Genomic DNA, 24,480 nt, shown 5'->3' on the forward strand with positions numbered 1-24,480 from the left:
CCTCAGTCCCGCCGCAGCGCGTCCAGCTGGTCCAGGAACCACTGCTGCGGCGGCAGCGCGACCGCCGCCGCGGCCAGGCGTTCCGTGCGCGCGGCCCGCTCGTCGTCCGCCATCGTCAGCGCCTCGTGCAGCGCCGCCGCCGTCGCGGAGACGTCGTACGGATTCACCACCACCGCGTCGCTGCCCAGCTCCTCGTAGGCGCCCGCCTCCCGCGACAGCACCAGCGCGCAGCCGTGGTCGGAGACCACCGGGATCTCCTTGGCGACCAGGTTCATGCCGTCACGGATCGGGTTGACGAGAGCCACGTCGGCCAGCCGGTACGCGGCGAGCGAGCGGGCGAAGTCGTCCTTGACGTGCAGCACCACCGGCGTCCAGCCGGGCGTGCCGTACGCGGCGTTGATCTCGTCGGCGACCCGCTGCACCTCGGCCGTGTAGTCGCGGTACACCGCCAGGTCCTGCCGGGAGGGGTAGGCGAAGGCGACATGGACGACGCGCTCGCGCCACTCGGGCCGCTCGTCCAGGAGCGCGCGGTACGCGAGCAGGCCGCGCACGATGTTCTTGGACAGTTCCGTTCGGTCCACCCGTACGATCGTCCTCCGGCCGGGGCCGGTCTGCTCGCGCAGCGCCGCCATCCGCTCGTCCACATCCGCCTCGTGGGCACGGCGGCGCAGGAAGTCCGCGTCCGCGCCGAGCCCGTGCACCCCGATCCTGGTCCGCCCGGTGCCGCCCAGGATCTGGGTGCAGCAGCCGATGAACGCGTCCGCCCAGCGCCGGGTCAGGAACGCCGCCCGGTCCGCGCCCAGGATGCCGTGCAGCAACTGCTCGGCGATGTCGTCGGGAAGCAGCCGGAAGTAGTCGACGGGCGCCCACGGGGTGTGCGAGAAGTGGCCGATCCGCAGATCGGGGCGCAGCTCGCGGAGCATGCCGGGCACCAGCGCCAGGTGGTAGTCCTGCACCAGCACCGCCGCACCCTGCCCCGCCTCCTCGGCGAGCGCCTCGGCGAAGGCCCGGTTGTAGGTCTCGAACGACGCCCACTGCCGCCGGAACTCCGCGTCGAAGACCGGCTCCAGCGGTGTCTGGTACAGCATGTGGTGGACGAACCAGAGCACCGAGTTGGCGATGCCGTTGTACGCGTCGGCGTGCACCTCCGCGTCGATGTCGAGCATCCGTACGCCCTGCTCGGCGACCCCGCGCCGGACCGCCTCCCGGTCCCCGGCACCGAGCGCGGCGCACACCCACAGCTTGTCGTCGACGGCGCTCAGCCCGGAGACGAGACCGCCGCCGCCCCGTCTCGCGTCGAGCGAGCCGTCCTCTGTCAGGGTGTACGAGACCGGGCCGCGGTTGGACGCGACGAGGACCTGGGCACCGGACCGGACGCCGGACCGGGCAGCGGGCTGGGCATCGTGCTCGGAGACCATGTTGCGGAATCTAGCCCGATCACGAACCGCCCAAACGTGCGAAGTCAGGCCACGTCAGGCCGCGCGGCGCGAAACGTACTCCTCGATCTCGCACATCGGGGGACGCTCCTCGGTGTCCACGGCATGGGTGCGCGGTACGAAGCCGTTCTCGCCGCGTTCGAACTGGGTGAGGACCGGGCGGATCAGGTGGCCGCGGGAGAGCCGCAGCTGGGCGGTGCGGTAGATCGCCGCCGCCATCCGGCCGAGCGCCTGCCCGTCCTGGTGCCGGTGCTTGCGCACCCCCACGTCGACCTGGGCCAGCGCGTCCAGCCCCACCGTGTGCAGCGCGTCGACCAGCAGGCCCAGCTCCACGCCGTACCCGACGGGGAAGGGCAGCCGTTCGAGCAGCGAGCGGCGCACGGCGTACTCGCCGCCCAGCGGCTGGACGAAACCGGCCAGCTGCGGCCAGTGCAGATTGAGCAGCGGACGGGCCACGAGTTCGGTCACCCGGCCGCCCTGCCCCGCCGCGTCACCGAAGGGGCGGTCGTACATCGCCTTCACGAACTGCACGTCCGGGTCGGTCAGCAGCGGGCCGACGATGCCGGAGACGAAGTCCGCCGAGAAGTCCTTCAGATCGGCGTCGACGAAGCAGACGATGTCGCCCCCGGTGACCAGGAGCGAACGCCACAGCACCTCGCCCTTGCCGGGTACGGCCCGTATCCGGGGGAGTATCGCGTCGCGGTGCACCACCCGGGCGCCGGCCTCCCGGGCCACCTCCGCGGTGGCGTCGGTGGAACCGGAATCGATCACCACGAGTTCGTCGACCAGGCGGACCTTCTCCATCAGCTCGCGCCGGATCGTCGCGACGATCTCGCCGACCGTCGCCTCCTCGTTCAGCGCGGGCAGTACGACACTGACGCTCCCGCGGCCCGCCTCCGCGGCCCTGGCGGCCAGCAGGCGGTCCATCGGACGGTCGGCGGCCGACCAGGAACGCCTGGCCAGCCAGCATTCGACCTCTTCCAGCACGGTCGATACTCCCTGTATGTGATCCATCTCGCGGTTCGGACGACTATCTCAACAGTCCGGTGCTTCGGTTACAGTCTTGAACAACGCGGACGACCATCGCATGCCGGGGTCCGTCCGCCGATAAATGCCCGGATCGAAGATCCGGTGCCACAGCGCTCATCCAGAGGGACTGAGGGAACGGCCCGTTGAAGTCCCGGCAACCCTCCCGCCGACCGCGAGGTCAGGTGGGGAAGGTGCCAATTCCGTCTCGTGGCGAAACGCGCCGCGAGGAAGATGAGGAGAAAGGGCCTCGCCACCATGGCTGCGCAGACCGTTGCAGTAAGCACCAATTCTTCCGCCGATGTCCGATCCGTCGACCTCGGCCCCGCCTCGGGCCTTTCCTGCCGCGAGTGCGGCGAGCGATTCGAACTCGGCCCCATTTTCGCCTGCGCGTCCTGTTTCGGGCCGCTCGAAGTCGCGTACGACCTGCCGAGCGGCTCGCCCGAAGAGCTGAAGAAGCGCATCGAGGCCGGCCCGGCCAACATCTGGCGCTACGCGCCGCTGCTGCCGGTCCCCGCCGATGTCGCCGAGAAGCCCAACCTGAACCCCGGCTGGACCAAGCTCGTCCAGGCCGACAACCTCGCCCGCGAACTCGGCGTCGAGCAGGGCAAGCTGTTCGTCAAGGACGACTCCGGCAACCCCACGCACTCCTTCAAGGACCGGGTCGTCGCCCAGGCCATCGAGGCCGCCCGCGCCTTCGGCTTCACCACCCTCTCCTGCTCCTCCACCGGCAACCTCGCCGGTGCCGTCGGCGCCGCCGCCGCCCGTGCCGGCTTCCGCTCCTGCGTGTTCATCCCGCACGACCTGGAGCAGGGCAAGGTCGTCATGGCCGCGGTGTACGGCGGTGAACTGGTCGGCATCGAGGGCAACTACGACGACGTCAACCGCTTCTGCTCCGAGCTCATCGGCGACCCGCTCGGCGAGGGCTGGGGCTTCGTCAACGTCAACCTGCGTCCCTACTACGGCGAGGGCTCCAAGACCCTGGCGTACGAGATCTGCGAGCAGCTCGGCTGGCGGCTCCCGGACCAGCTGGTCATCCCGATCGCGTCCGGCTCGCAGTTCACCAAGATCGACAAGGGGCTCCAGGAGCTGATCAAGCTCGGCCTGGTCGAGGACAAGCCGTACAAGCTCTTCGGCGCCCAGGCCGAGGGCTGCTCACCGGTCTCGGTCGCGTACAAGGGCGGCCACGACATCGTCCGGCCGCAGAAGCCGAACACGATCGCCAAGTCCCTCGCGATCGGCAACCCGGCCGACGGCCCGTACGTCCTGGACATCGCCCGCCGCACCGGCGGTGCGGTCGAGGACGTCGACGACGAGCAGGTCGTCGACGCGATCAAGCTGCTGGCGCGCACCGAGGGCATCTTCGCGGAGACGGCGGGCGGTGTGACGGTCGGCGTGACGAAGAAGCTCATCGAGGCCGGCCTGATCGACCCGTCGCTGACCACCGTCGTACTCAACACGGGTGACGGCCTCAAGACCCTCGACGCGGTGGCCGACACCTCTCAGGCGACCGCGACGATCCGCCCCAGCCTGGACGCGTTCCGCGCCGCCGGCCTCGCCACCAGCTGACCACCCGAGACTCCAGGAAGGGCACCCACCATGAGCGTCAAGGTCCGCATCCCCACCATCCTCCGCACCTACACGGGCGGCCGGGCCGAGGTCCCGGCCGAGGGCTCGACCCTCTCCCAGGTCATCGAGTCCCTGGAGCTGAACCACCCGGGCATCGCCGCCCGCGTCCTGGACGACCAGGGCAAGCTGCGCCGCTTCGTGAACGTGTACGTCAACGACGACGACGTGCGCTTCGAGGGCGGCCTGGAGACCGCGACGCCCGACGGCGCCGGCATCTCGATCATCCCGGCGGTGGCGGGCGGCTGCTGACGCCCCGTCCGGCCGCATCGCGTTATCGAATTGCCCCCTCCGCGTTTGAAGCGGAGGGGGCAATTCTGCATGGTTGAGCGGGGTACAGTGTGGGAAGTCCCCCCAGCTGCCCCGCGCCGCCCGCATATGAGAATGCGCCTGGTCGCGACAAGATGCAGCCAAAGTGTGCGTTGTGCTTGCGGCATAAGTCGCCTTTGCCTGGCCCGACTTGCCCAGGAATCTCATGAATTCCACATATTCGGGCGTTCGGCGCGGCCGAGAATTCTCGTCCGATTGACCTGTTGCAGAGGGCAGTTGGGCAGATACATTCAGCCGCGGTCGACGCGTTCCGGCGCACACACCCTCTCCTGTCGGAGGGTGAGTTCTGACCCGGGTCCGCGAAGTGCGGTCCTGCGCAAGGGCCAGTAATAGGGGAGTTAGGCATGGCTCAGGGCACCGTCAAGTGGTTCAACGCGGAGAAGGGGTACGGCTTCATCGCGGTCGACGGTGGTGCGGATGTTTTCGTCCACTACAGCGCGATCCAGATGGACGGGTACCGCACCCTCGAAGAGGGTCAGCGAGTTGAATTCGAGATCTCGCAGGGCCAGAAGGGGCCGCAGGCAGACATGGTCAAGCTCGCCGTCGGCTGAGTTCGGCGCGGTCGGCCAACGACACCACTCACGCACTGAGGGCCCGTACCCCGGGGGTACGGGCCCTCAGTGCGTCCCGGCACGCCGCCGGGCGTTGTCCACAGCCCTCCACGGTTGTCCGCATCGGCCCTCCGTGGTTGTCCACATCCGGAGGGGGACGCTTGCACTCTCGGGGGTCGAGTGCTAATCATTGGCGTTAGCACTCTCCAGGTGAGAGTGACAGAACTTGGACCGGGCCGGTGAGGCCCGCAGGTCGGTGGGGCAAGGAACCACCGGTCACGCAGGCCGTCCGTCGCGGGCGCCACTCGGTCCGGAGAAATCCACCCCTGTCCGGGAGGACCACTTCACATGGCCAAGATCATCGCGTTCGACGAGGAGGCCCGGCGCGGTCTCGAGCGCGGCATGAACCAGCTCGCCGACGCCGTCAAGGTCACCCTTGGCCCCAAGGGTCGCAACGTCGTCCTTGAGAAGAAGTGGGGCGCCCCCACGATCACCAACGATGGTGTTTCCATCGCCAAGGAGATCGAGCTGGAGGACCCGTACGAGAAGATCGGTGCGGAGCTGGTCAAGGAGGTCGCCAAGAAGACGGACGACGTCGCCGGCGACGGTACGACCACCGCCACCGTTCTCGCCCAGGCTCTCGTCCGCGAGGGTCTGCGCAACGTTGCCGCGGGTGCCAACCCGATGGCCCTCAAGCGGGGTATCGAGAAGGCCGTCGAGGCCGTCTCCGCCGCCCTCCTGGAGCAGGCCAAGGACGTGGAGACCAAGGAGCAGATCGCTTCGACGGCCTCCATCTCCGCCGCCGACACCCAGATCGGCGAGCTCATCGCCGAGGCCATGGACAAGGTCGGCAAGGAAGGCGTCATCACCGTCGAGGAGTCCCAGACCTTCGGTCTGGAGCTGGAGCTCACCGAGGGTATGCGCTTCGACAAGGGCTACATCTCGGCGTACTTCGCCACCGACATGGAGCGCATGGAGTCGTCCCTGGACGACCCGTACATCCTGATCGTCAACTCGAAGATCAGCAACGTGAAGGACCTCCTTCCGCTGCTGGAGAAGGTCATGCAGTCCGGCAAGCCGCTGCTGATCATCGCCGAGGACGTCGAGGGCGAGGCCCTGTCGACCCTGGTCGTCAACAAGATCCGTGGCACCTTCAAGTCCGTCGCCGTCAAGGCCCCGGGCTTCGGTGACCGCCGCAAGGCCATGCTCGGCGACATCGCCATCCTCACCGGTGGCACCGTCATCTCCGAGGAGGTCGGCCTCAAGCTGGAGAACGCCGGTCTCGACCTGCTCGGCCGCGCCCGCAAGGTCGTCATCACCAAGGACGAGACGACCATCGTCGACGGCGCCGGTGACAGCGACCAGGTCCAGGGCCGGGTCAACCAGATCCGCGCCGAGATCGAGAACTCCGACTCGGACTACGACCGCGAGAAGCTCCAGGAGCGCCTCGCGAAGCTGGCCGGCGGCGTGGCCGTCATCAAGGCCGGTGCCGCGACCGAGGTCGAGCTCAAGGAGCGCAAGCACCGCATCGAGGACGCGGTGCGCAACGCCAAGGCCGCCGTCGAGGAGGGCATCGTCGCCGGTGGTGGCGTGGCTCTGCTCCAGGCCTCGGCCGTCTTCGAGAAGCTGGAGCTCTCGGGTGACGAGGCGACCGGCGCCAACGCCGTCAAGCTGGCGCTGGAGGCCCCGCTCAAGCAGATCGCCGTCAACGGTGGTCTTGAGGGCGGCGTCGTCGTCGAGAAGGTGCGCAACCTGGCCGTCGGCCACGGTCTGAACGCCGCGACCGGCGAGTACGTCGACATGATCGCCGAGGGCATCCTCGACCCGGCGAAGGTCACGCGTTCCGCCCTGCAGAACGCCGCGTCCATCGCCGCGCTGTTCCTCACCACCGAGGCCGTCATCGCCGACAAGCCGGAGAAGGCCGCCGCGGCCGCTCCGGGCGGCATGCCGGGCGGTGACATGGACTTCTGATCCTGACGGATCGGCAGTTCGGCACAGCTTCCCAGCTCTGCCGCGTGGGCCCCGGGACCATTTCGGTCCCGGGGCCCACGTGCGTCTCCCGCCCCTGGCGCTACCGGGCGAACACCATCTCCGGGAAGCGTTCCGAGGGCCCGTCGAGCAGCCGGTCGTCGCGCCCGCGCAGCCACCGGTCGAAGAACGACGCCACGTACGCCCGGTTCGCGGCCAGTGCGCGGCCAGGGGGAACCGTCCCGACCGCCCCGGCGAGCCCGCCCTCCGGCACCGCGCCCCGCCGGGCCAGCTGAGGCAGCAGCACCTCGGCGTCCGTGTACGAGGCGTGCCGCGACCCGGTCAGCGTCACATCGGCGTTCCAGCCGCGGGTGTTCGCCCGGAACGCCGCCCAGGACGGCTGCCGCCGGTAGTCGCCCGAGCCCTCGCTCCCGGTCCCCATCAGCAGCAACGGCCGGTCGAGCCCGTCCAGGGCCACGCTGCTCAGGTGGGTTCCGTCCGGCTCCCGGCCGCCGACGTAGTCCATCTCGCCGTCCATGTTGATGCCCGCCAGGAAGCGCCGGTCGTCGTGCATCGCCTGGGCGGCGGTGAACCCGCCCGCGGACTGGCCGAACATGCCGGCCCGGCGCAGATCGAGCGTGCCGCCGAACCGGGTCCGGTCCAGCCGCGCCAGCTCGTCGAGCACGAACCGGCTGTCGGCGACCCGGACCGCCACGACCTTCTTCAGCAGGACGCTGACCGCCTCCGGATCGGTCGGCGGCGCCCCGTCGAAGATCCGCATGGTGGCCAGCCGGCCGTCCGGGAACTCGACCTCGGTCGCCTCATGGGTGTGGTCGATCGTGACGACGGCGTACCCCCGGCTCGCCAGGTCCTCCACCAGCGCGGTGCTCCAGGTGCGGGGATCGCCGAGCCCGGGGGAGTACAACACCACGGGGAGCCGCCCGGCCCGGCGGTCGACAGGGGCGTCCCGGTGCGCGTGGGTGAGCGTCGCGCCCCAGTCGACGCTTCCGGGCGCCATCCTCAGGTTCATGGCGGCGGCCCCCTCCGCGCCGCCGAAGTGGGCCGCGGCGCCCGCCGTCATCTGCGGCACGGGACGCGCCGCCCCGCCCGGCCGGGCCGGGTACCAGAGGCTGACCATCAGCTCCCGGTGGGCGGAGGTGCCCGGCACCCAGGGTTCGGTCCGCGAGCGGTCGACGAGGTGGAGCGCGACGGTGCCGACGGCGAACGGGCCGGTGGGGCGCGGCAGCACGGCCTTCGGGAGCGAGGTGCGGCGGGCCGGGCCGACCGCTGCCGCGGCGGGTGACGGCAGGGCGCTCGTGGCCAGTAACGCCGAAGCCGCCAGCCCGGTGACGAGCACCTGACGACGGCTGTGGCCACGGCTGGAGTCGCGACCGGGATGGTGCGGTACGGCTGTCACATGGGGCTCCCCGTAGGTCTGCGGTGGACGCGCTCACGATGCCCGCCGGAGCATCGTGAGCGCGTGATACCGCAGTCCCCATTCCGTCATGGCCGCCTGGCTCCCCGGTATGAGACGGGGCCTCGGTCACCGCGGACGGCCCCCGGGCTACGGCAGGCGGTCGAGCAGCCAGGTGCAGAGTTCCTCGGTCACCAGGGTGTGACCCTCGTTCCGGGAGGCGAGCTTGAACTCGTCCAGTCCGCCGGTGTCTTCCGGAAGCTCCGAGACGTTCTTGTACAGCTCCTCGTCCGTGTCCGGATCGCCGACGTCGACCGCGCTGACGGACGGCACGAAGCAGTGTGACCGGATGCGCACATCGGTCTTGAAGCCGAGGATCGCGTTGAGGGCGTTGAGCCCGTCGGCGAGGATGCCGAAGCCTTCCAGCGAGCCGCCGGGCGCGCCGTCGATCGACGGGAGCCCGTTCGTACGGACCTCGTTGGTCTTCAGCGTCACCACCCGCAGCTTCGCGACCAGCTCGTCGGGGCCCGGCGCCTGGGTGTAGAGCTTGGTGCCCAGGACCGACAGGCCCTTGCCCTCCAGCGCCAGTTCGCCCGCCCGTACGTCGGTGCCCTCGCCGTCGCCCCGGCCGTTGGCGACACCGATCAGCAGGGGCCGGCGCGGCCATTCGCCGACCGCCTGCATCTCCGCCAGGAACGCGCCGCGCTCGTCGCTCTGGTCCGGGGTGCTGTCCCACTTCTCGATGTGGCGCCACAGCAGCTGGCGGGCGGCCGGGCTGTTGATCTGGTCCGAGAACCGGCTGTCGAGATCCTTGATGTAGTGCGCGAACGCCTGGAGCGCGATCGGGATCCAGGCGCCGCGGTGCGGGCTGTCGTAGGAGAAGTACAGAGCGGTCTGGTGGTCGATGCTCTCGGTCTCCATCCTGGCCAGCGCGTGCCGGGTGACGAGCCCGCCCATGCTGAACCCGCCGACCGCCAGCGGTGTGTCGCCCTGTCGTTCCGCGATGGCCCGCATGATCGCGGCCTGCGCCGTACGGGAGTTGTCCAGAATCGACGCACTGCGCTCGTCGAACCCCAGCAGGACGACATCGTGGCCACGGCGGCGCAGCTCGCTGATGAGCGCGTAGTCGCCGAACTCCATGATCTGCCAGGAGAACTCCAGCTCGCTCGGCCCCGTGTTGAAACCGTCGGCGAAGATGACCGGCCGGATGAGACCGGTGTTCCCCTCCCCGTAGTAGACCCAGGCGGTACCTCCCGGCAGCTCCCACACCTCGCTGGGCGACAGGGGGAGGGAGCCGGGCCTCTCGGCGTCCAGACGGGGGCCGGGTGCGAGCGCGATGGGAGGCCGGTCGTGGAGCCCGGAGACGATCTGCTCGTGGGTGGGTTCGGACATGGTTCGTTCCCCTTTGGGTGGTTCGTAACAGCCGGTGCCAAGAGGAACACGCGCAGTAGTCGATCGCTGGAGAATGCAGATCAAACCACCCCCAGGTGGGAGCCGGTTCCGGACACTTGGCGCGGTCTCGCGGACCGGCGAGCCGGCCCGGCCATTACGCCGTTCAACCGATTTCGCGCACCTTCTGCCGAAACGGCCCGGCTGGGCCCGGTGGCTGTGGCGACCGCTTCGCCTCGGCATGGCCCGCACCGGCCTCCGGTCAGGGCCCCCGCACTGCCCGGCGAGCGGCATTCGCTGCATTCGAGGGCGCGCAACACCGTTCGCCGTTGCTTCGGAGTGACTCGTTCGGGTGGCATCTTGTCGGTGAGCCGCCTGCGGACCGGGGGCGCCGCGTGATGGACGGGCGTGGGGAGCCCGTCGGTGAGGGCGTGCGGCAGCTCCGCCTCCGTGGCGCCGCGCTCGAATCACTCGCCGACCTGCGGCTCCAGCGCCGTGCGGTCCGCCGCCGGCGGTGTGAGCGTGGGTGCGGTACGGCGCGCCTCCCATTCCTCGGAAAGAGCGCTCGGACTTCGCAGCTTGGGCTCCGGGTGGAACTTCCCAGGTGGGAGCGGGTGTGCGCAGTGATCCGAATGCGCCGGGTGCGCTCCGAACGCGCCGCTGCTGGCGGAGTGGACCGGCGGGGGCGCGGTGCGGAGAACGGGAAAGGGGCGGCGGGCCCTGTGATCTCGGGTGTCGGGCCGATCGGCCCGCGCTTCCCCCCACCCTCTCTACTCGTCACGAGGAGTCCCGTGCGTATCCGATCCATCCTGCCGCTGGCCGCGTCCGCCGTCGCGGTCGTGGCGCTCTCCACCCCCGCCCAAGCCGTCGACAACGGCTACTACCTGATCCAGAACGCCGAAAGCAGCCAGTGCTTGAACGCCGGTGGAGGTGTGTTCGGCGGAGAGCTCGGCGAGTGCGGCCGCTCTTCCGCCTGGCGCGCGATCAATCTTCCGAACGGTGCGGTGCAGTTCCGCGAGGGGAATGACGGAAGCCGCTGTCTGGCCCTGTCGCCGCTGAAGATCTACCCGCCCGCCGTGACCGAGAGCGAGTGCAACGCCTCTCCGGACCAGTGGCTGATCCACGGCCCGTCCAGCGGCGAGGGCGTCGCCCTGAGCCTCGACGGCGCCGCGAACCTGGGCACGCTCACCGCGCAGGACGACCGCGCGAGGCTGGGCGGCCAGGGCGGGCGCGAGTGGGTCCTGGTGCGGGTCGGCTAGTCCGCCTCGCGTTGCGTGACCGGGCCCGGGGCTTGAGCTCCGGGCCCGGTCACATTTCTGAGGGGGCGCGGTTCCGACCACGCTTCGGAACCACTCGATGCGGTGAACGTCACGGAGAGTAATGGTTTCGGCGGTATCGCCTTGACTACTATCCGTAATCAATTGCTGCCGTCAGGTGGCGGGGGAAGTCGAACGGGAGACACAGATGAGGAAATCGGCGACGAGCGCAGTGCTGGCGGCAGGGCTGTTCTTCGGCGGGGCTGGGGCCGCGATGGCTGTGGGATGGCATGGCCTTCCCCTGCTGGACAGCGATGGCGTCGCGTTTCGCCAAGGTCAGTACTTCTTCAACCCTGCGGGAACGAATCACGGCGGCTTCGAATGGAGGGGCGACCTTGAGGACACTGATCGCAAGGACGGCCACAACGTCTACATGCAGGTGCGTGTCCAGGGCTACGCCTGGAACCGGTTCAACGGAAAGCAGAAGGCGAAGGTCCATCTGCACAAGACCGTCTATGACGGCGCGGCCAGGCACACGACCGAGGCATACATTCGCGCATGCCGTGACCGTGGTTCGTTGCGCCCGGACAATTGTTCACTGACGAAGCACTACAAGACCAAGAAGTAGCCGCCGCCCGGGCCCGGGCGGCGGCGCCCGGGCCCACTCCTTCGAGGGGGTTCGGATGAAGCAGGCAAGTGATTCAGAAGTTGTATCGGCCCGGGAGGTGGACCTCTCGTACGGCAGCACGCTTGCTGTCAGCGGCGCGCGCATGAGAGTCGGCCGAGGCGAGGTCGTGGCGATCACCGGGCAGAGCGGATCGGGAAAGTCGTCCTTGCTGTACTGCCTTGCGGGGGTCTTGCCGGTCACACGCGGAGACATCCGTTTCGAGGGACGTTCCCTGGGTGAGTTGGGGGACGAGGAGCTGAGCGCCTTGCGGCGCGATCGGTTCGGGTTCGTCTTCCAGTACGGCGAGTTGCTGCCCGAGCTCACGGTCGAGGAGAACACCGCGCTGCCACTGCGTCTCGCGGGGCAACGCAAGGCGCAGGCGAACGAGGCGGCCGGCGAGGTGCTCGGGCGGCTGGGACTGGGTGACTTGAGGCAGAAGAGACCCTCACAGATTTCCGGCGGTCAGAACCAGCGGGTGGCTGTCGCGCGAGCGCTGGTGCACCGACCCGCCGTGGTGTTCGCGGATGAACCGACCGGCTCCCTGGACAGCTCGAACGCCACGGCAGTGCTGGAGGAGTTCCTGGAGCTCGCCCGATCGCAGGGGACGGCAGTGGTGCTCGTCACCCACGACCCGGCGGTGGCGGAGCGGGCCGACAGCCGGTACACGATGGTGGACGGCACACTCACCGCGGAGCAGGTGGAGGTATGAGGGAACTCCTCCTGGGATTACGGCTGTTGCTGGGTTCGGGGCGTGGCAATCGCGCGCGCTTCTTCCTGATGGTGCTGGGCGGATCGATCGGGGTGTGCTGCCTTGCGGCAGTTCTCACCATCCCGTCCATTCTCGATGCTCGGGACGCCCGGACCATGGCCCGGGAACCCCAGGTGGGCAAGGAGTCGGCGGGCGCGACGCTGGAGCTCACCCAGAATGATGCGTACGGCTCACAGCCACTTGGCCGGGTCTTTCTGGCGCGCGGCGAGCACGCCCCCGAGCCGCCACCCGGCATTCCCGAAGTCCCTGATCCCGGTGTTGTGTTCGTTTCACCGCGACTGCAGGAGGCCATGGACCGGGAGCCGGGGCTGAGCGGTCTGCTGCCGGGAAAGGTGCGCGGTCTGATCGGCCCGGAGGGCCTCGGGCATCCGAACGAACTCTTCGCGTACATCGGGATGCGCCGCGATCAGCTTCCCGAGGGCACGAGCGTAGCCGGGTTCGGGGCGAGATACGTCAGCAGCCCGGCCGTCGAGCCGTCGACTCTCGACATTCTCCGCTTCGCCCTGGCCGGTGTGGTGCTGATACCCCTGGCCGTCTTCCTCTCCGTGTGCGCCCGGCTCTCCGCGGCCACCAGAATCCGTCGTCTCGCGGCGCTGCGATTGCTCGGTCTGAGCATCAAGGGCGTTCAGCGGGTGAACGCCGCCGAGACGGTGGCTGCCGCCTTACTCGGGGCGGTGCTCGGGCTCGCCGAGTACTGGGCCGTGAACCAGTTCGTCGCCCGTGTCGGGCTGCCCGGTCTGAAGTGGTACGTGGACGACGGTGCCCTCACGGCCACCACCATGGCCGTGTGCCTCATCGGTTGCCCACTGCTCGCGTGGTTCGTGGGAAGGGGCGGGGCGGGGAAAGCCGCGGCGAACCCGTTGGCGACCAGGCGCAGCGCGGTGACAAGACCCCCACGAGCCTGGGGCGCGCTGCTGCTGATCGCAGGCATGGGGATCGTGGCCGGATACTGCGTGCTCGGTGTGCTGGACCGGCCGCCGCGCGACACGGCGGTGTCCTCGCTGCTGGTGCCTGCCGCTGTGGTCCTGGTCGGCAGTGGGCTCGTTCTGACGCTTCCGGTACTCAGCCATCGGCTGTCACGGCGGATGGCGGGATCCACCGGTTCTCTGCCGCTCGGGCTTGCGATGCGGCGGAACGAGGTGGAGCCGGGCAGCGCGCTGAGAGTCGCGTCCGGGCTGGTGCTTCTGGTGTTCGCCACCTCTCTCGCCCAGGGAGTACTGGTCGAGTTGAACCAGGTGTCCCGCCCGAACACCGTGCAGCAGGACTATCGCGTTCCGCTCGACGGGGCGGATGCGGGTCGGAGCCAGGCCCTTGCGGAGCTTCGCGGTGCCAAGGGGTCCGCCGTGGAGTTGCTCTCCTGGGTGGATCCGAACTCGGACGAGTGGACTGAATCCTCCTACGCGTTGATCGCCACGTGTGCGCAACTGTCCGAGTTGGTGCGGCGTATGGAGGGGTGTGTCGACGGAAAGATTCTGAGGCTTGTTCGGAACGGCCTCCCGCTCGACCTGGACAAGCCGGGTACGACCTTTCCGTTCGAGCTGCGGGAGGGGGCACGAAGCCGGATGCTTGACATCGAGGTTCCCGATCGAACGGTCCACGTCGACACTCACAGCCTCTCCGCCGTGAATGCGGGACTTCTGCTTCCGCCCTCCACGATTCCTGCTGGAGCTCGGCCGGCGGGGGCGACACTGGTCCTGACAAGCAGTCCGGATCCGGCGGTCGTGCGTGAGGTGCTCGACGGCATCGGGGGGATCGCGCCCACCGCCGCCGTCGATCTGGTGGGTACGAACGTCGAGGGCATGCAGCAGATCGCGGTCGTCAAGGCGTTGCTCGGAGCCGGGATGGTGCTGGGGCTGGTGATCGGCGTCGCCGCCTACCTGGTGTCCGTGACCGACCGGGCCGTCGAACGCAGAGCCCAGGTCACCGCGCTCACCCTGCTCGGCGCCCGTCCCCGGACGCTGCGCGCGGTGCAGTGCGCCCAGGTGGTGCTGCCGCTGGCGGTGGGGCTGTTGCTGGCGCTGGTGACCGGGAAGCTCACCGAGTCCAGCTATCTGATCACCGGCGGCGGTGCGGTGTTCTGGGACGGGGAGGGCATTCCGTTGCTGCTGTTCTCGGCGTTGGGCGTGGTGGTGGTCGCGGCGGTCGGGGCGTTGCCGTTGGTGGGGCGGCGGGTGAACCCCGAGCTGATCCGGCGGGACTGATTTGTGGTGAGGGGCCGGGCCACTGTGCCGGGACGTTCCGGTCGGCTCGGGGGGCTTTGATGCCGGTCCGACCGCGTTGATTCCCGCCGCATCGACTCCGACCGCATTGATTTCGAGTGCGTGTGAGTCCGTTGCCCTGAAAGGGTCGGTTCATGTCCAACGATTCGTTGCCGGTCAGCGTCCAGGGCTTGCGTCAGGAGCCGGCGTCGTCGGCGGCTTCGTTCGGGGTGGCGGGCGGAGCGGCGGGCGGGGTCGGCGTTGTCACCTCTCCCGGTTCGAGGATCTGCCCACGGGTGGGCGGGCATCGTGACCCCGGGGAGCGGCCATCGTGACCGCTCCGAGCGAGACGTTCGCTGTCCGGATCCGTCAGGCCGTGGCTGAGCTGCCTGCCGCGACCGCCTCCGGACCCGGAGGCGGTGGGGAAGATCCTCCCGATCGGCGAGGTTCTCGGGCCCACCGCACTCGCCCATGCAGTGGCCGATGGCTTCCGGCCGACGCCATCCGCAGAGCTGCGCGTGGAGGAACTGCCGTACCGCCACGCGGACTCGGGGTCCTTGAGCAGGCTGCCGGGGTGGAGGACGCCGGTGCGGCATCCCTCGCCCAGATCGCCGAACTCCAGGAGAACCTGAAGCTCATCGCCCACAAGGCCGACGTCCACCGGGGCAGACTCGCCGCCGGCGACGCCGACCGGTTGTGGGTACCCAACAGCACACCGGCCGGCCACTGAGCAGCCGCGCCGGCCGGGGCGGGGTCAGTCGCGGCGGGGGGCGATGACGGTGTTGCCGTCGTGGACGGTGATCGCCAGGGCCGGGCAGATGTCGGCGGCGTCCAGGACCCGTTCGTCGGGCTCGATGCCTTCGGAACGGGCGCGGGCGTGCTCGCCGTCCAGGGTGAACACCTCGGGGACGGTCCCGGCGCACATGCCCGAGCCCTGGCAGAGCTGGTGGTCGACGCGTACGTTCCAGGTCATGGCGGTCACCACTCCACCGGCATGACGCGCGGGCCGCGTACCAGCATCTCGGACTTCCAGGTCACGTCGCCGGCCAGTCGCAGGCCCGGGAAGCGGGTGATGAGGGCGGCCATCGCCTCCTGGAGCTCCAGCCGGGCCAGCGGGGCACCCAGGCAGTGGTGGACGCCGTGGCCGAATCCGAGGTGTGGGTTGCCCTCGCGGGCGATGTCGAGCACGCCGGGGGCCGAGAACCGCAGTGCGTCGCGGTTGGCGGCGCCGACGGCGACCAGGACCGGGCTGCCGGCCCGGACGAGGGTGCCGCCGACCTCGATGTCCTCGGTGGCGTACCGGGGCTGACCGGCGCCGCTGCCCAGGGGAACGAAGCGCAGCAGCTCCTCCACCGCGCTCGGGACGAGTTCGGGTTCGGCCCTGAGCCTGGCGAGCTGGTCCGGGTGGTCGAGCAGGGTGAGGACGAAGTTGGGGATCTGCGAGGCGGTGGTCTCGTGGCCCGCGACCAGGATGCCCACGCACAGATCGATGAGTTCGAGCTCGGAGAGCCGGTCGCCGCCGTCGCGGGCCTCGATGAGCGCCGTCATCAGGTCGTCCTGCGGTGCGCGGCGGTGCTGGTCGATCAACCCGGCCATGTAGGCGCGCAGTTCCTCGCGGCTCGCGTCGAACTCCTCGGCGGTGAGGGAGCTGGTCGACAGCGCGTCGTCGCTCCACACCCGGAAGCGCGGCCGGTCCTCGGTGGGTACGCCCAGCATCCGGCAGATCACGGCGACCGGCAGCGGCAGCGCGAACAGGTCGACCAGGTCGGCGGGCGGTCCCGCGGCCTCCAGATCGTCGAGGAGCCCGGCGGTCAGTTTCCGGACCTGGGGGCGCAGCTTCTCGACCTGGCGGACGGTGAACGCCTTGGCGACCAGTGAGCGCAGCCGGGTGTGGTCGGGCGGGTCCATGCCGAGGATGCCGCCGTCACGCTGGCCCTCGGACTGCCTGGGCTCGTCGTGCGAGGCGGCGGCGGCCCGACTGAATCGCTGGTCGCCCAGGACGAGCCGGGCGTCGGCGTAGCGGGTGACGAGCCAGGCCGGTTCGCCGTACGGCATCTGGACCCGTAAGAGACCCGGCCGTTCGCGTACGCGCTCGTAGGCGTCGGCGAGCTGGAGTCCGTCGGGGGTGTTGAAGGGGTAAGCGAGGGGTGCGATGTCTGCGGTCGTCACTGCGTCCTCCCGGATGTAAGCAGCTGCTTACAACGGTAGGAGCGGCTCTCGTGGGGAGTCAACGACGCTTTACGGCCGTTATCCTGACGGGCCGTTCGAGAGGAATGCCGCCATGGAGACCGCTTCCGCCCCGCCGCCCGAAGAGCGTCGCAGGGACGCCGCGGCCACCCGTCGCCGGCTGCTGGAGGCGGCCCGGGACCTGTTCGCGGAGCGGGGTTACGAGGGGGCGACGGTCCGGGACATCGCCGCGCGGGCCGGGGTCAACCAGGCCCTGTTGTTCAGGTACTTCGGCTCGAAACGGGGGCTGCTGACGGAGGTCGTCGCGCTCGGCGGCCTGGAGCAGCTGCGGGCGACGCCGCCGGAGGAGCTGTTCGAGACCGCGCTGCGTTCGATGCTGACCCGGAGTGCGGAGGGCCCGGAGGACCGTTCCTTGGAGGTCTATCTGCGGTCGGTCGGGCGGGGCGACGAGGCGGCCGGAACCTTGCGGGAGCTGGGCGAGGCGTACCAGAGCGCGCTGGCCGGGCTGTCCGGATCCCCGGACGGCGCGCTGCGCGCGGATCTCGCCATGGCCTGGCTGCTGGGAATCGGCCTGATGCGGACGGTCGTCGCCCGGGAGCCCCTGGCCGGGGCCGATCCGGACGAGGTCTGCCGGCTGGTGCTCGGTACACTTGGCCATCTGTGGGCGGCGGAGCAGGGCGACGGCGGCGAGTAGCGCCCGCACGAGGAGTGTGGCCGGGCGGGCCCGGGGGGCAAGTCCCGTGCCGGGTTCGAGTTTCAGGTCCCGTACCCGGCCTGGGGGTCAAGTCCCGTACGGGGCTGGGGGTTCAGGTCCCGTACCCGGCCTGGGGGTCAAGTCCCGTACCGGGTCCGGGGTTCAAGTCCCCTACCCGGCCTGAGGTTCAGGCCCCGTACCGGGCCCGGGCCTCAAGTCCCGCACCCGGCATGGGGTTCAGGCCCCGTACCGGGCCCGGGCCTCAAGTCCCGTACCCGGCATGGGGTTCAGGCCCCGTACCGGGCCCGGGCCTCAAGTCCCGCACCCGGCCCTGGGCTCAAGCCCCGCACCCGGCCCTGGGCTCAGGCCCCGTACCGGGCCCGGGGCTCAAGCCCCGTCCCCGGCCCGGGTGTTCGGTCAGCGGTTGTTGCGTTCGAAGGTGGCGAAGGCTGTCTCCTGGCGCCACTCGGTCGCCGCCTTCGGGTTGCCGGCGAGGTAGCGGGCGCAGCGGGTGCTCGGGCGGTCGGTGCCCGGCTGGTTGCCCTGGCAGGCGGGGACCAGGCGGTAGCCGGACGGGGTGGATCCGGTGGCCCACAGGCTGCGGCCGTTGCGGAAGGCGTACTCCAGCGAGGCGCGGGCCAGGTCCTTCAGCTCGACGTAGCTGAGGCCGTACGTCTTGGCCGCGTACTGGTACTCGTGGCTGATGTCGATCCGGGAGACGCCCGGGTCGTCGGTGGCCAGGACGATCGGGACGCCGTAACGGCGGTAGGCGTTGAACGGGTGGTCGTCGCCCGCGATGCCGAGGATCTGCTTGTTGCTGGAGAACGGCACCTCGACGGCCACCTTGCGCTGCGCCATCGTGCGGGCCAGCTGCCGCCAGTCGTCCTCGTGGACCAGGTCCACACCGTGGCCGATGCGCTCGGCTCCGGCCACGAGCACCGCTTCACGGATGTGGAAGGTGAGGTCCTCGGGCTTGACCAGGCCGGGGGCCAGCTCACCGGCGTGCAGGGTGAGGTGGGAGTCCGGGTACTGGCCGCGCAGGTACTTCAGCATCCGCATCTGGAGGCTGTAGTTGGCCAGCGCGCTCTCGCCGTCCTCGGGCTGTACGAGGTTGACCGCGAGGAACCTCGGGTCGCGCTCGGCCAGTCGCATGCCGACCGCCATCTGCGTGAACACCCGTACCGGGGAACTCCCCCGGGACACCTGGGAGATCCACCTGACGGGGAGCTTGCAGCCCGGGTCGGGGCGGGGCGTGTCGCAGTGCGCGGCCTCGCGGAACTGCACGTCGGTGTCGTCGGCCTCCTGGACCGCCTCGTCCACCACCCGGTCGAGCTGACCGCCGGCCACGAGCTTGGCGTGGAGGGCGGCCAGGTCGGCGTCGTAGCCCACCTTGTCGGCGAGCGCCCTGCTGGCGTCCGAAGCGGGGGTGACCAGGGTCTCCAGGTAGAACTGGTTCTGCTCGACCACGGTGTTGGCCACGTTCGCGAGCATCTTGCCGCGGGTGTACCAGGTGGCCATGCCGAACTTGCCGAACGTGTCGAAGAAGTGGTCGTGCCCGGACTGGTCGGCCGGGAAGTCCTGCATGGACCAGGCCCGGATGATCCGCTGCCGGAACGCGGCGTCGTGCTGCGCGTCGGCCGCCGGCCTCGTGCCCGGCCCGCACGGCGGCGCCACGGCCGTGTCCGTCGCGTCGATGCACAGCCCGGCCTCACTCGCGAGCTGGATCAGGTACTCGGTGGTGACCGCACCCGACAGGTGGTTGTGCAGGTCACCCCCCTTGGGCAGGGCCTTGAAGAACGCCTTCAGCCGCTCCGGCCTGCCCTGCAACGAGGCGAGGCGCGCGGAGGTCCTGGCCTCGGCCCGGGTGGCGGGGCGGTGCATCGCCTGCGCCGCGGGCCGCGGTGACGCCTCCTTCGCGGTGGAGGCGGCGGCCGGGATCGCCGGAAGCAGGGTCAGTACGGCGAGCGCGCCGAACCCGGCCGCGCGCAGTGACTTGGGACGGTGAGCCGTCCGGAATGTTGAGATCACCGCCGAATGATTGCTTCCGGCGGGGCCGCTCCTCACCCGAACCGCAGATATGGCCTGGAACGTCTACACGATCGGGTGGAAGGGCAGGAGGAAAATACTTTCCTTCCAGGAAAGTAAGTGCCAGGATGAACGGGCGGGCCGCAGGCGCGGCGGTGAAGTGATGAGCATTCCGGGAGGAACGCAGGTGAACGCCGACTTGGCAGCGGAAGCTCTGCAGGGCATCGAGGTGTCCAGAGAGCGGGCCCGCCTCACGGCCGGGCTGACTCCCACCTGGTACGGCCCCGTGGCGGCCGTGGCCCTGATCGTTCCCTCCCTCGTCGACGCCTGGGCCCAGGGGCGGGGCGGATGGGCGGTGCTCCTGTCCCTGCTGGTCGCGTTCGCGGGCCTGGGCGTGCTGGTGGCGCTCGTCAATGCCGTCAGGCGCAGGTCGGGAGTGATGGTGACGCTGCCCTGGTCCGCGCGTCTGCGCCGGGCCGGGCTCCCGCTCCTGATCCTTCTCGTCGCGGGCGGCGCGACGTACGGACTGTGCCGGCAGTTCGGGGCCGATCAGGCAGTCGGCAGGATCGCGGCGTTCGCCGTCCTGGGACTGGGCGCCTGGGCGGTGTTCATCGCACGGAACGCGTCGATCAGGCAGAAGCTCCAGGTGGCCGGATGACCACCGTCTCCGAGCCGGGCAGGCCCGCGATCGACGCGGCGATCAACCACCCCACCCGGCTGACGGTCGTCGCCTTCCTCTCGGCGTGCGACGAGGCCGAGTTCGCCACCGTACGCAGCAGCTGCCAGGTGTCCGACTCGATGCTCAGCAAGATCGCCTCCGCCCTTGAGGCGATCGGATATCTCGCCGTACGCAAGGGTTACGTGGGCAAGCGCCCCCGGACCTGGCTGTCGCTCACTCCTGCCGGGCGTCAGGCCCTGGCCCTGCACATCGCGGCACTCCAGGGCATCGCCGACACGGCCCGCAGGGCGGGCGCCGAAGCGGGGGCGGCCCCGCCCGGCGCGGCGGACTCCTGAACCGGCGGGCATCTCGTACACCCCGGCGTTGTCGGTGCCGGGTGGTATCTGTTCCTCATGAATGTCGATCAGGCCGATCCGGCGGAGCTGGCCCTGCTCCGCGGCACGTTCGGGACCGGGGCCGCCCCACTCGGCCGGGAAGCGGTACGGGCCTTCGAGGCCCGGCACGGAATCGTGCTGCCGGAGCCGTACCGCACATGTGTGGCGGAGATATCCGACGGCTGCGAGCAGGGCCCGCCGGAGTATGGCCTCCTGCCGCTCGCCGAACTGCCCCGGGACTGGGGCGACGGCCGCGCCGAACGGCGGCTCGCCCTGCCGTTCCCCCTCACGAAGGCGTGGATATGGGACACGGACGAGGACCTGGACCCGGACGAAGGCGTTCCCGGCTCCGTCTTCGACCACGGTTCGATCGTCCTCGGCACCGACGGGTGCGGCATGTACTGGCACCTGATCGTCACCGGCCCGCAGCGCGGGCACATCTGGTGGATCAGCGGCGAGGGGGCCTACCCCTTCTCCGGCGACGGAACCGGTTTCGCCGCCTGGGTGAAGCACTGGGCCGACGGCAAACCCTGGTGACGACACCGGTTGCCGGACGCCCTCTGCGCTGTTGAGGTCCCCGACGAACGGCCGCCGGGCAGTTGCCGTCGCTGCCGCCGCTGTACGCGGACTTCCGACCCGGCATGACAACTCCCTGTGACACATGTGCGGTTGTTGGTTCTGCGCCTCTTCCAGGTCGGCGATGCGTTGGACACGCTGGGTATGCATTGTCATTACTCAGCGTGGAAAGGAATGGATCATGACGATCAAGGAACGGCACAGGGCGGCGGAGGTCAGAGTGCGGGCGGCGGAGGATGCGGTGACGCGGCTGAAGGAGGGGTTCTCGGGTGTCGGGATCACGTTGCCGTCGCTGCGGATCGACCCGGTGACATGTGCCGGGAGCGACCCGGCGTCGCCGCTGGTGGATCTCGGCCGGTGCAATCTCGACACGGCGCTGCGGCTGAGCGTGGTGCTGGAGGCGCAGGGACTGGCCGGTCATGAAAAGTGAAGGGCCTGAGTCGTGCGCGCCGGAGCCGGGTTCGTTCGCGGTGGACACCCGGGACGGGCGGGTGGGGCGCGTGATGGGGCGCGTCGGGCCGTACGTCCATCTGCGGGCGCCGGGCGGCGGGGCGGAGTGGGACTGCCCGCCGGAGTCGGTGCGCCCGGCACCGCTGGGGGAGGTGCTGCGGGCCCGGGTCCGGGAGGTCAACAGGGAGGGGAGGCTGCCATGAAGGTGTCGTTGCGCCGGGTGTGACTCGGCGATGGATATGTGGATACAAGGAAGGGCGACACCCGGGCCGGGTGCCGCCCTTGTCCCTGTCCGCTCGGACCGGGGTCAGACTCCGGCCGGTTCCTTCGGCGTCGGGGCCGCCGGGCCGCCCGTTGCGGTGACCGTGGACTCGGCGGGTTCCTGGGAGACGTTGAACTCCGCCAGCAGGTCCTTGCTGAAGCCGAAGAAGTACGTCGCGAGGAACCCGGCGAAGTAGCCGACCAGCAGGCCGCCGGCGTAGATCGCGGCCGTGGTCCCCAGGCCGTGGTTGCCGTCGAGCAGGGGGAACAGGGCCCAGCCGGACGGGCCGATGGCCGTGGAGCCGACCTTGTCACCGAGCTGGTTGAACAGGCCGATGAAGCCGCCGCCGAACGCGCCGCCCACGCACGCCGTGATGAACGGGCGGCCGAGCGGGAGGCTTACGCCGTAGATCAGCGGTTCGCCGACGCCCAGCAGACCGGCCGGGAGGGCGGACTTGATGGTGCGGCGGATCGACTCGTTGCGCGGGAGGCGGAAGTAGACCGCCGCGGCCGCGCCGACCTGGCCGGCGCCCGCCATCGCGAGGATCGGGAGCAGCACGGTGTAGCCCTGCTGCTCGATCAGGGTGGTGTGGATCGGGATGAGCGCCTGGTGCAGGCCCAGCATCACCAGGGGCAGGAAGAGACCGCCGAGCACGAAGCCCGCGCCCGCGCCGCCGTTGGAGAGCAGCCAGTCGGCGAACGTGCCGATGGCGGTGGAGACCTCGCCGGCCACGTACATCAGGCCGAAGATCGTCACCAGGCCGGAGACCAGGACCGTGAGGGTCGGGGTGACCAGCACGTCCAGCGCCTCGGGCACCCAGCGGCGGCACCACTTCTCCACGTACACCGCGAGCACCGCCGCACCGAGCGCACCGAGCACGCCGCCCTGTCCGGGGGAGAGCTTCTGGCCGAACGCCTCGATGTTGGCGACGCCCGGGAAGACGATGATCGCGGCGACCGCACCGCCCAGGATGGGCGTACCGCCGAACTCCTTCGCCGTGTTGTAGCCGACGAAGACGGCGATCAGCGCCATGAAGCCGGACGCCATCGCGGCCAGGGCGGGGGTGACCGAGGTCAGCCAGCCCAGGTTCACCAGCAGGCCGTTGAGGCCGGCGATGATGCCGCAGCCGATGAGCGCCGGGATCAGCGGGACGAAGATGTTGGCGATCCGGCGCAGGAAGAGCTTGAACGGGGTGGCGTTCTTCGCCTTCCGGGCCGCCTTCATCGCGGCACCCTGGGCGGCCAGTTCCTCCGCCGAGACGGAGGGGGCGGCCTCGCCCGGTTCGGGAGCCGCTGCCCTGCCTTCCTCGACCAGCTGCTCGAACTCCGGGGTGACCCGGGCGACGGTGCCCGGGCCGAGGACGATCTGGTAGGTGTCGTCCTCGACCACCCCCATGACGGCGGGGACCGCCTTCAGGGCCTCGTCGTCGACGAGCGAGCGGTCGTGCAGACCCAGCCGGAGCCGGGTCATGCAGTGGGCGATGGAGCTGACGTTCGCGGCGCCACCGACGAGCGGAAGGATCGCGGCGGCGGTGGCGCGGTTCTTGTCTTCTGTTGCCATGGTGCGTGGTGCCTTGCTGTGCGGGGGGTGCGGAGGTGGAGCCGGTGGGTCAGGTGGTGCGGGGGGCGGCGGCGAGGGCGGCGCGGAGGTGGCCGTCGGCCGCGGTCAGCAGGGAGGCGGCGGTGGGGCCGTCGACCTGGCCGAGGATGGTGAGGATGGCGTTCTTCACCTCGCCGTCGGTCGCGGCGAGCGCGCTCTCGATCTCCTCGTCGGAGGCGCCGGTGGCGAGCGAGACGATCCGGCGGGAGCGGGCGCGCAGCTTCTCGTTGGAGGCGCGGACGTCGACCATCAGATTTCCGTACGTCTTGCCGAGCCGGATCATCGTGATCGTCGAGAGCATGTTGAGGACGAGCTTCTGGGCCGTGCCCGCCTTCAGCCGGGTGGAGCCGGTGAGCAGCTCCGGGCCGACGACGACCTCGATGCCGTGCTCCGCCGCGGCGCCCAGCGCGGAGTCCGCGTTGCAGGACAGGCCGATGGTCAGCGCGCCCTTGCCGCGGGCGTGCTCGACGGCCCCGATCGCGTACGGCGTGCGGCCGGAGGCGGAGATGCCGACCACGGTGTCGTCGGCCGTCAGGTCCAGGGCGTCGAGGTCGGCGGCGGCCAGCTCCTTGCTGTCCTCGGCGCCTTCGACGGCCTTGACCATGGCGGTCGGGCCGCCCGCGATCAGGCCGATGACCTCGGAGGGGTCGGTGTTGAAGGTGGGCGGGCACTCGCTGGCGTCGAGCACGCCGAGCCGGCCGGCGGTGCCGGCGCCCGCGTAGATCAGCCGGCCGCCGCGGGCCATGCGCTCGGCCGTGCCGTCGATGGCGGCGGCTATCTCGGGCAGCCGGGCGCCGACGGCGGCCGGGACGGACTGGTCCTCGCCGTTCATGATGCGGGCGATCTCGATCGTGGCGAGCTGGTCGATCTCGGCGAGCTCGGGCCGGAACGCCTCGGTGGTGAGCGTCGCGAGCTGGGCGCGCAGCTCCCCGTAGCCGTCGGGGGCGGTGGGGTCGGCGTCGGTGGTGGAGGTCATGGAGGGCGGCTCTGCTTTCTCGGTCTCG

At 70.3% G+C, this 24,480-nt stretch carries 24 protein-coding genes and 1 riboswitch; of the genes, 15 read left to right on the forward strand and 9 right to left on the reverse strand.

Features of this window, described 5'->3' with window-relative positions; translation table 11 throughout:
* Nucleotides 1-2: 2 nt before the first annotated feature.
* Both ACFVH0_RS06465 and ACFVH0_RS06470 read right to left on the reverse strand, forming a co-directional pair.
* A complete protein-coding gene (locus ACFVH0_RS06465) occupies nucleotides 3-1,418 on the reverse strand; it encodes a trehalose-6-phosphate synthase (protein WP_385818376.1) in 1,416 nt (471 codons plus the stop codon).
* A gap of 54 nt (nucleotides 1,419-1,472) precedes the next feature.
* On the reverse strand, nucleotides 1,473-2,423 hold the full coding sequence (locus ACFVH0_RS06470) for a glucosyl-3-phosphoglycerate synthase (RefSeq protein ID WP_385818584.1): 951 nt from the start codon (nucleotides 2,421-2,423) through the stop codon (nucleotides 1,473-1,475).
* Between the two features lie 153 nt (nucleotides 2,424-2,576).
* A riboswitch (SAM riboswitch) is annotated at nucleotides 2,577-2,703 on the forward strand.
* A 17-nt stretch (nucleotides 2,704-2,720) separates the two neighbouring features.
* Between ACFVH0_RS06470 and thrC the strand changes: the two genes are divergently transcribed.
* The 4 genes from thrC to groL all read left to right on the forward strand — a co-directional run bounded on the left by thrC (nucleotide 2,721) and on the right by groL (nucleotide 6,940).
* Nucleotides 2,721-4,031 carry a threonine synthase gene (thrC, locus tag ACFVH0_RS06475; protein ID WP_385818378.1) on the forward strand — a complete coding sequence of 437 codons (1,311 nt, stop codon included), beginning with the start codon at nucleotides 2,721-2,723 and terminating at the stop codon, nucleotides 4,029-4,031.
* Between the two features lie 30 nt (nucleotides 4,032-4,061).
* On the forward strand, nucleotides 4,062-4,340 hold the full coding sequence (locus tag ACFVH0_RS06480; protein ID WP_385818379.1) for a MoaD/ThiS family protein: 279 nt from the start codon (nucleotides 4,062-4,064) through the stop codon (nucleotides 4,338-4,340).
* A 422-nt stretch (nucleotides 4,341-4,762) separates the two neighbouring features.
* Nucleotides 4,763-4,969 carry a cold-shock protein gene (locus tag ACFVH0_RS06485; protein WP_003967346.1) on the forward strand — a complete coding sequence of 69 codons (207 nt, stop codon included), beginning with the start codon at nucleotides 4,763-4,765 and terminating at the stop codon, nucleotides 4,967-4,969.
* 348 nt (nucleotides 4,970-5,317) lie between these two features.
* Nucleotides 5,318-6,940, forward strand: a complete 1,623-nt coding sequence (gene groL / locus ACFVH0_RS06490; RefSeq protein ID WP_124717206.1) for a chaperonin GroEL — start codon at nucleotides 5,318-5,320, stop codon at nucleotides 6,938-6,940.
* Nucleotides 6,941-7,040: 100 nt separating this feature from the next.
* Here the strand turns inward: groL and ACFVH0_RS06495 are convergent, their stop codons facing one another.
* Together ACFVH0_RS06495 and ACFVH0_RS06500 are read right to left on the reverse strand one after the other, a co-directional pair.
* A complete protein-coding gene (locus ACFVH0_RS06495; protein ID WP_385818380.1) occupies nucleotides 7,041-8,354 on the reverse strand; it encodes an alpha/beta hydrolase family protein in 1,314 nt (437 codons plus the stop codon).
* A gap of 147 nt (nucleotides 8,355-8,501) precedes the next feature.
* A complete protein-coding gene (locus tag ACFVH0_RS06500; protein WP_385818381.1) occupies nucleotides 8,502-9,743 on the reverse strand; it encodes an esterase/lipase family protein in 1,242 nt (413 codons plus the stop codon).
* Between the two features lie 788 nt (nucleotides 9,744-10,531).
* On the opposite strand from ACFVH0_RS06500, the gene ACFVH0_RS06505 reads away from it, so the two are divergent.
* The 5 genes from ACFVH0_RS06505 (at nucleotide 10,532) to ACFVH0_RS06525 (ending at nucleotide 15,360) form a co-directional block, all read left to right on the forward strand.
* Nucleotides 10,532-10,999, forward strand: coding sequence for a hypothetical protein (locus ACFVH0_RS06505; RefSeq protein WP_385818382.1), 468 nt, complete (start codon nucleotides 10,532-10,534; stop codon nucleotides 10,997-10,999).
* Nucleotides 11,000-11,204: 205 nt separating this feature from the next.
* The gene (locus ACFVH0_RS06510; RefSeq protein ID WP_385818383.1) at nucleotides 11,205-11,624 is read left to right on the forward strand and encodes a hypothetical protein; all 420 of its coding nucleotides are present in this window, start codon (nucleotides 11,205-11,207) and stop codon (nucleotides 11,622-11,624) included.
* A gap of 55 nt (nucleotides 11,625-11,679) precedes the next feature.
* The gene (locus ACFVH0_RS06515; protein ID WP_385818384.1) at nucleotides 11,680-12,372 is read left to right on the forward strand and encodes an ABC transporter ATP-binding protein; all 693 of its coding nucleotides are present in this window, start codon (nucleotides 11,680-11,682) and stop codon (nucleotides 12,370-12,372) included.
* Nucleotides 12,369-14,633: an ABC transporter permease gene (locus ACFVH0_RS06520; RefSeq protein WP_385818385.1), complete on the forward strand. Its 2,265-nt coding sequence runs from the start codon at nucleotides 12,369-12,371 to the stop codon at nucleotides 14,631-14,633. The genes ACFVH0_RS06515 and ACFVH0_RS06520 overlap by 4 nt, the downstream gene beginning before the upstream one ends.
* Nucleotides 14,634-15,204: 571 nt before the next feature.
* Nucleotides 15,205-15,360 (forward strand): hypothetical protein, encoded by a 156-nt coding sequence (locus ACFVH0_RS06525; protein ID WP_385818386.1) that lies wholly within the window; start codon nucleotides 15,205-15,207, stop codon nucleotides 15,358-15,360.
* Nucleotides 15,361-15,384: 24 nt separating this feature from the next.
* On the opposite strand, the gene ACFVH0_RS06530 is transcribed toward ACFVH0_RS06525, so the two are convergent.
* Nucleotides 15,385-15,603 (reverse strand): ferredoxin, encoded by a 219-nt coding sequence (locus tag ACFVH0_RS06530; RefSeq protein WP_385818387.1) that lies wholly within the window; start codon nucleotides 15,601-15,603, stop codon nucleotides 15,385-15,387.
* 5 nt (nucleotides 15,604-15,608) lie between these two features.
* Nucleotides 15,609-16,799 carry a cytochrome P450 gene (locus ACFVH0_RS06535; protein WP_385818388.1) on the reverse strand — a complete coding sequence of 397 codons (1,191 nt, stop codon included), beginning with the start codon at nucleotides 16,797-16,799 and terminating at the stop codon, nucleotides 15,609-15,611.
* Between the two features lie 112 nt (nucleotides 16,800-16,911).
* On the opposite strand from ACFVH0_RS06535, the gene ACFVH0_RS06540 reads away from it, so the two are divergent.
* The gene (locus ACFVH0_RS06540; RefSeq protein WP_385818389.1) at nucleotides 16,912-17,511 is read left to right on the forward strand and encodes a TetR family transcriptional regulator; all 600 of its coding nucleotides are present in this window, start codon (nucleotides 16,912-16,914) and stop codon (nucleotides 17,509-17,511) included.
* A 417-nt stretch (nucleotides 17,512-17,928) separates the two neighbouring features.
* Here the strand turns inward: ACFVH0_RS06540 and ACFVH0_RS06545 are convergent, their stop codons facing one another.
* Complete coding sequence (locus tag ACFVH0_RS06545; protein ID WP_385818390.1) at nucleotides 17,929-19,539, reverse strand: adenosine deaminase; 1,611 nt, start codon at nucleotides 19,537-19,539, stop codon at nucleotides 17,929-17,931.
* Nucleotides 19,540-19,723: 184 nt separating this feature from the next.
* On the opposite strand from ACFVH0_RS06545, the gene ACFVH0_RS06550 reads away from it, so the two are divergent.
* From ACFVH0_RS06550 to ACFVH0_RS06570, 5 genes are all read left to right on the forward strand, one after another.
* Complete coding sequence (locus ACFVH0_RS06550) at nucleotides 19,724-20,194, forward strand: hypothetical protein (RefSeq protein ID WP_385818391.1); 471 nt, start codon at nucleotides 19,724-19,726, stop codon at nucleotides 20,192-20,194.
* Complete coding sequence (locus ACFVH0_RS06555; RefSeq protein WP_385818392.1) at nucleotides 20,191-20,550, forward strand: winged helix-turn-helix domain-containing protein; 360 nt, start codon at nucleotides 20,191-20,193, stop codon at nucleotides 20,548-20,550. Before ACFVH0_RS06550 ends, ACFVH0_RS06555 begins: the two co-directional genes overlap by 4 nt.
* A gap of 57 nt (nucleotides 20,551-20,607) precedes the next feature.
* Nucleotides 20,608-21,126 (forward strand): SMI1/KNR4 family protein, encoded by a 519-nt coding sequence (locus ACFVH0_RS06560; RefSeq protein WP_385818393.1) that lies wholly within the window; start codon nucleotides 20,608-20,610, stop codon nucleotides 21,124-21,126.
* A gap of 220 nt (nucleotides 21,127-21,346) precedes the next feature.
* On the forward strand, nucleotides 21,347-21,595 hold the full coding sequence (locus ACFVH0_RS06565; RefSeq protein ID WP_385818395.1) for a hypothetical protein: 249 nt from the start codon (nucleotides 21,347-21,349) through the stop codon (nucleotides 21,593-21,595).
* The gene (locus ACFVH0_RS06570) at nucleotides 21,585-21,818 is read left to right on the forward strand and encodes a hypothetical protein (RefSeq protein WP_385818396.1); all 234 of its coding nucleotides are present in this window, start codon (nucleotides 21,585-21,587) and stop codon (nucleotides 21,816-21,818) included. The genes ACFVH0_RS06565 and ACFVH0_RS06570 overlap by 11 nt, the downstream gene beginning before the upstream one ends.
* Before the next feature lie 104 nt (nucleotides 21,819-21,922).
* Here the strand turns inward: ACFVH0_RS06570 and ACFVH0_RS06575 are convergent, their stop codons facing one another.
* Nucleotides 21,923-23,437 carry a PTS transporter subunit EIIC gene (locus tag ACFVH0_RS06575; protein WP_385818398.1) on the reverse strand — a complete coding sequence of 505 codons (1,515 nt, stop codon included), beginning with the start codon at nucleotides 23,435-23,437 and terminating at the stop codon, nucleotides 21,923-21,925.
* Nucleotides 23,438-23,486: 49 nt separating this feature from the next.
* Nucleotides 23,487-24,452: an N-acetylmuramic acid 6-phosphate etherase gene (gene murQ, locus ACFVH0_RS06580; RefSeq protein ID WP_385818399.1), complete on the reverse strand. Its 966-nt coding sequence runs from the start codon at nucleotides 24,450-24,452 to the stop codon at nucleotides 23,487-23,489.
* Between the last annotated feature and the right edge of the window lie 28 nt (nucleotides 24,453-24,480).

It is taken from the genome of Streptomyces sp. NPDC127117, assembly GCF_042677325.1.
Lineage (GTDB): Bacteria > Actinomycetota > Actinomycetes > Streptomycetales > Streptomycetaceae > Streptomyces.

What these genes read in the sequence shown, in the direction of transcription:
- ACFVH0_RS06465 (WP_385818376.1), bottom strand. Translation starts at nt 1,418, where the DNA reads ATGGTCTCCGAGCACGATGCCCAGCCCGCTGCCCGGTCCGGCGTCCGG.
- thrC (WP_385818378.1), top strand. Translation starts at nt 2,721, where the DNA reads ATGGCTGCGCAGACCGTTGCAGTAAGCACCAATTCTTCCGCCGATGTC.
- ACFVH0_RS06480 (WP_385818379.1), top strand. Translation starts at nt 4,062, where the DNA reads ATGAGCGTCAAGGTCCGCATCCCCACCATCCTCCGCACCTACACGGGC.
- ACFVH0_RS06485 (WP_003967346.1), top strand. Translation starts at nt 4,763, where the DNA reads ATGGCTCAGGGCACCGTCAAGTGGTTCAACGCGGAGAAGGGGTACGGC.
- groL (WP_124717206.1), top strand. Translation starts at nt 5,318, where the DNA reads ATGGCCAAGATCATCGCGTTCGACGAGGAGGCCCGGCGCGGTCTCGAG.
- ACFVH0_RS06500 (WP_385818381.1), bottom strand. Translation starts at nt 9,743, where the DNA reads ATGTCCGAACCCACCCACGAGCAGATCGTCTCCGGGCTCCACGACCGG.
- ACFVH0_RS06510 (WP_385818383.1), top strand. Translation starts at nt 11,205, where the DNA reads ATGAGGAAATCGGCGACGAGCGCAGTGCTGGCGGCAGGGCTGTTCTTC.
- ACFVH0_RS06515 (WP_385818384.1), top strand. Translation starts at nt 11,680, where the DNA reads ATGAAGCAGGCAAGTGATTCAGAAGTTGTATCGGCCCGGGAGGTGGAC.
- ACFVH0_RS06520 (WP_385818385.1), top strand. Translation starts at nt 12,369, where the DNA reads ATGAGGGAACTCCTCCTGGGATTACGGCTGTTGCTGGGTTCGGGGCGT.
- ACFVH0_RS06530 (WP_385818387.1), bottom strand. Translation starts at nt 15,603, where the DNA reads ATGACCTGGAACGTACGCGTCGACCACCAGCTCTGCCAGGGCTCGGGC.
- ACFVH0_RS06540 (WP_385818389.1), top strand. Translation starts at nt 16,912, where the DNA reads ATGGAGACCGCTTCCGCCCCGCCGCCCGAAGAGCGTCGCAGGGACGCC.
- ACFVH0_RS06555 (WP_385818392.1), top strand. Translation starts at nt 20,191, where the DNA reads ATGACCACCGTCTCCGAGCCGGGCAGGCCCGCGATCGACGCGGCGATC.
- ACFVH0_RS06560 (WP_385818393.1), top strand. Translation starts at nt 20,608, where the DNA reads ATGAATGTCGATCAGGCCGATCCGGCGGAGCTGGCCCTGCTCCGCGGC.
- ACFVH0_RS06565 (WP_385818395.1), top strand. Translation starts at nt 21,347, where the DNA reads ATGACGATCAAGGAACGGCACAGGGCGGCGGAGGTCAGAGTGCGGGCG.
- ACFVH0_RS06570 (WP_385818396.1), top strand. Translation starts at nt 21,585, where the DNA reads ATGAAAAGTGAAGGGCCTGAGTCGTGCGCGCCGGAGCCGGGTTCGTTC.
- ACFVH0_RS06575 (WP_385818398.1), bottom strand. Translation starts at nt 23,437, where the DNA reads ATGGCAACAGAAGACAAGAACCGCGCCACCGCCGCCGCGATCCTTCCG.
- murQ (WP_385818399.1), bottom strand. Translation starts at nt 24,452, where the DNA reads ATGACCTCCACCACCGACGCCGACCCCACCGCCCCCGACGGCTACGGG.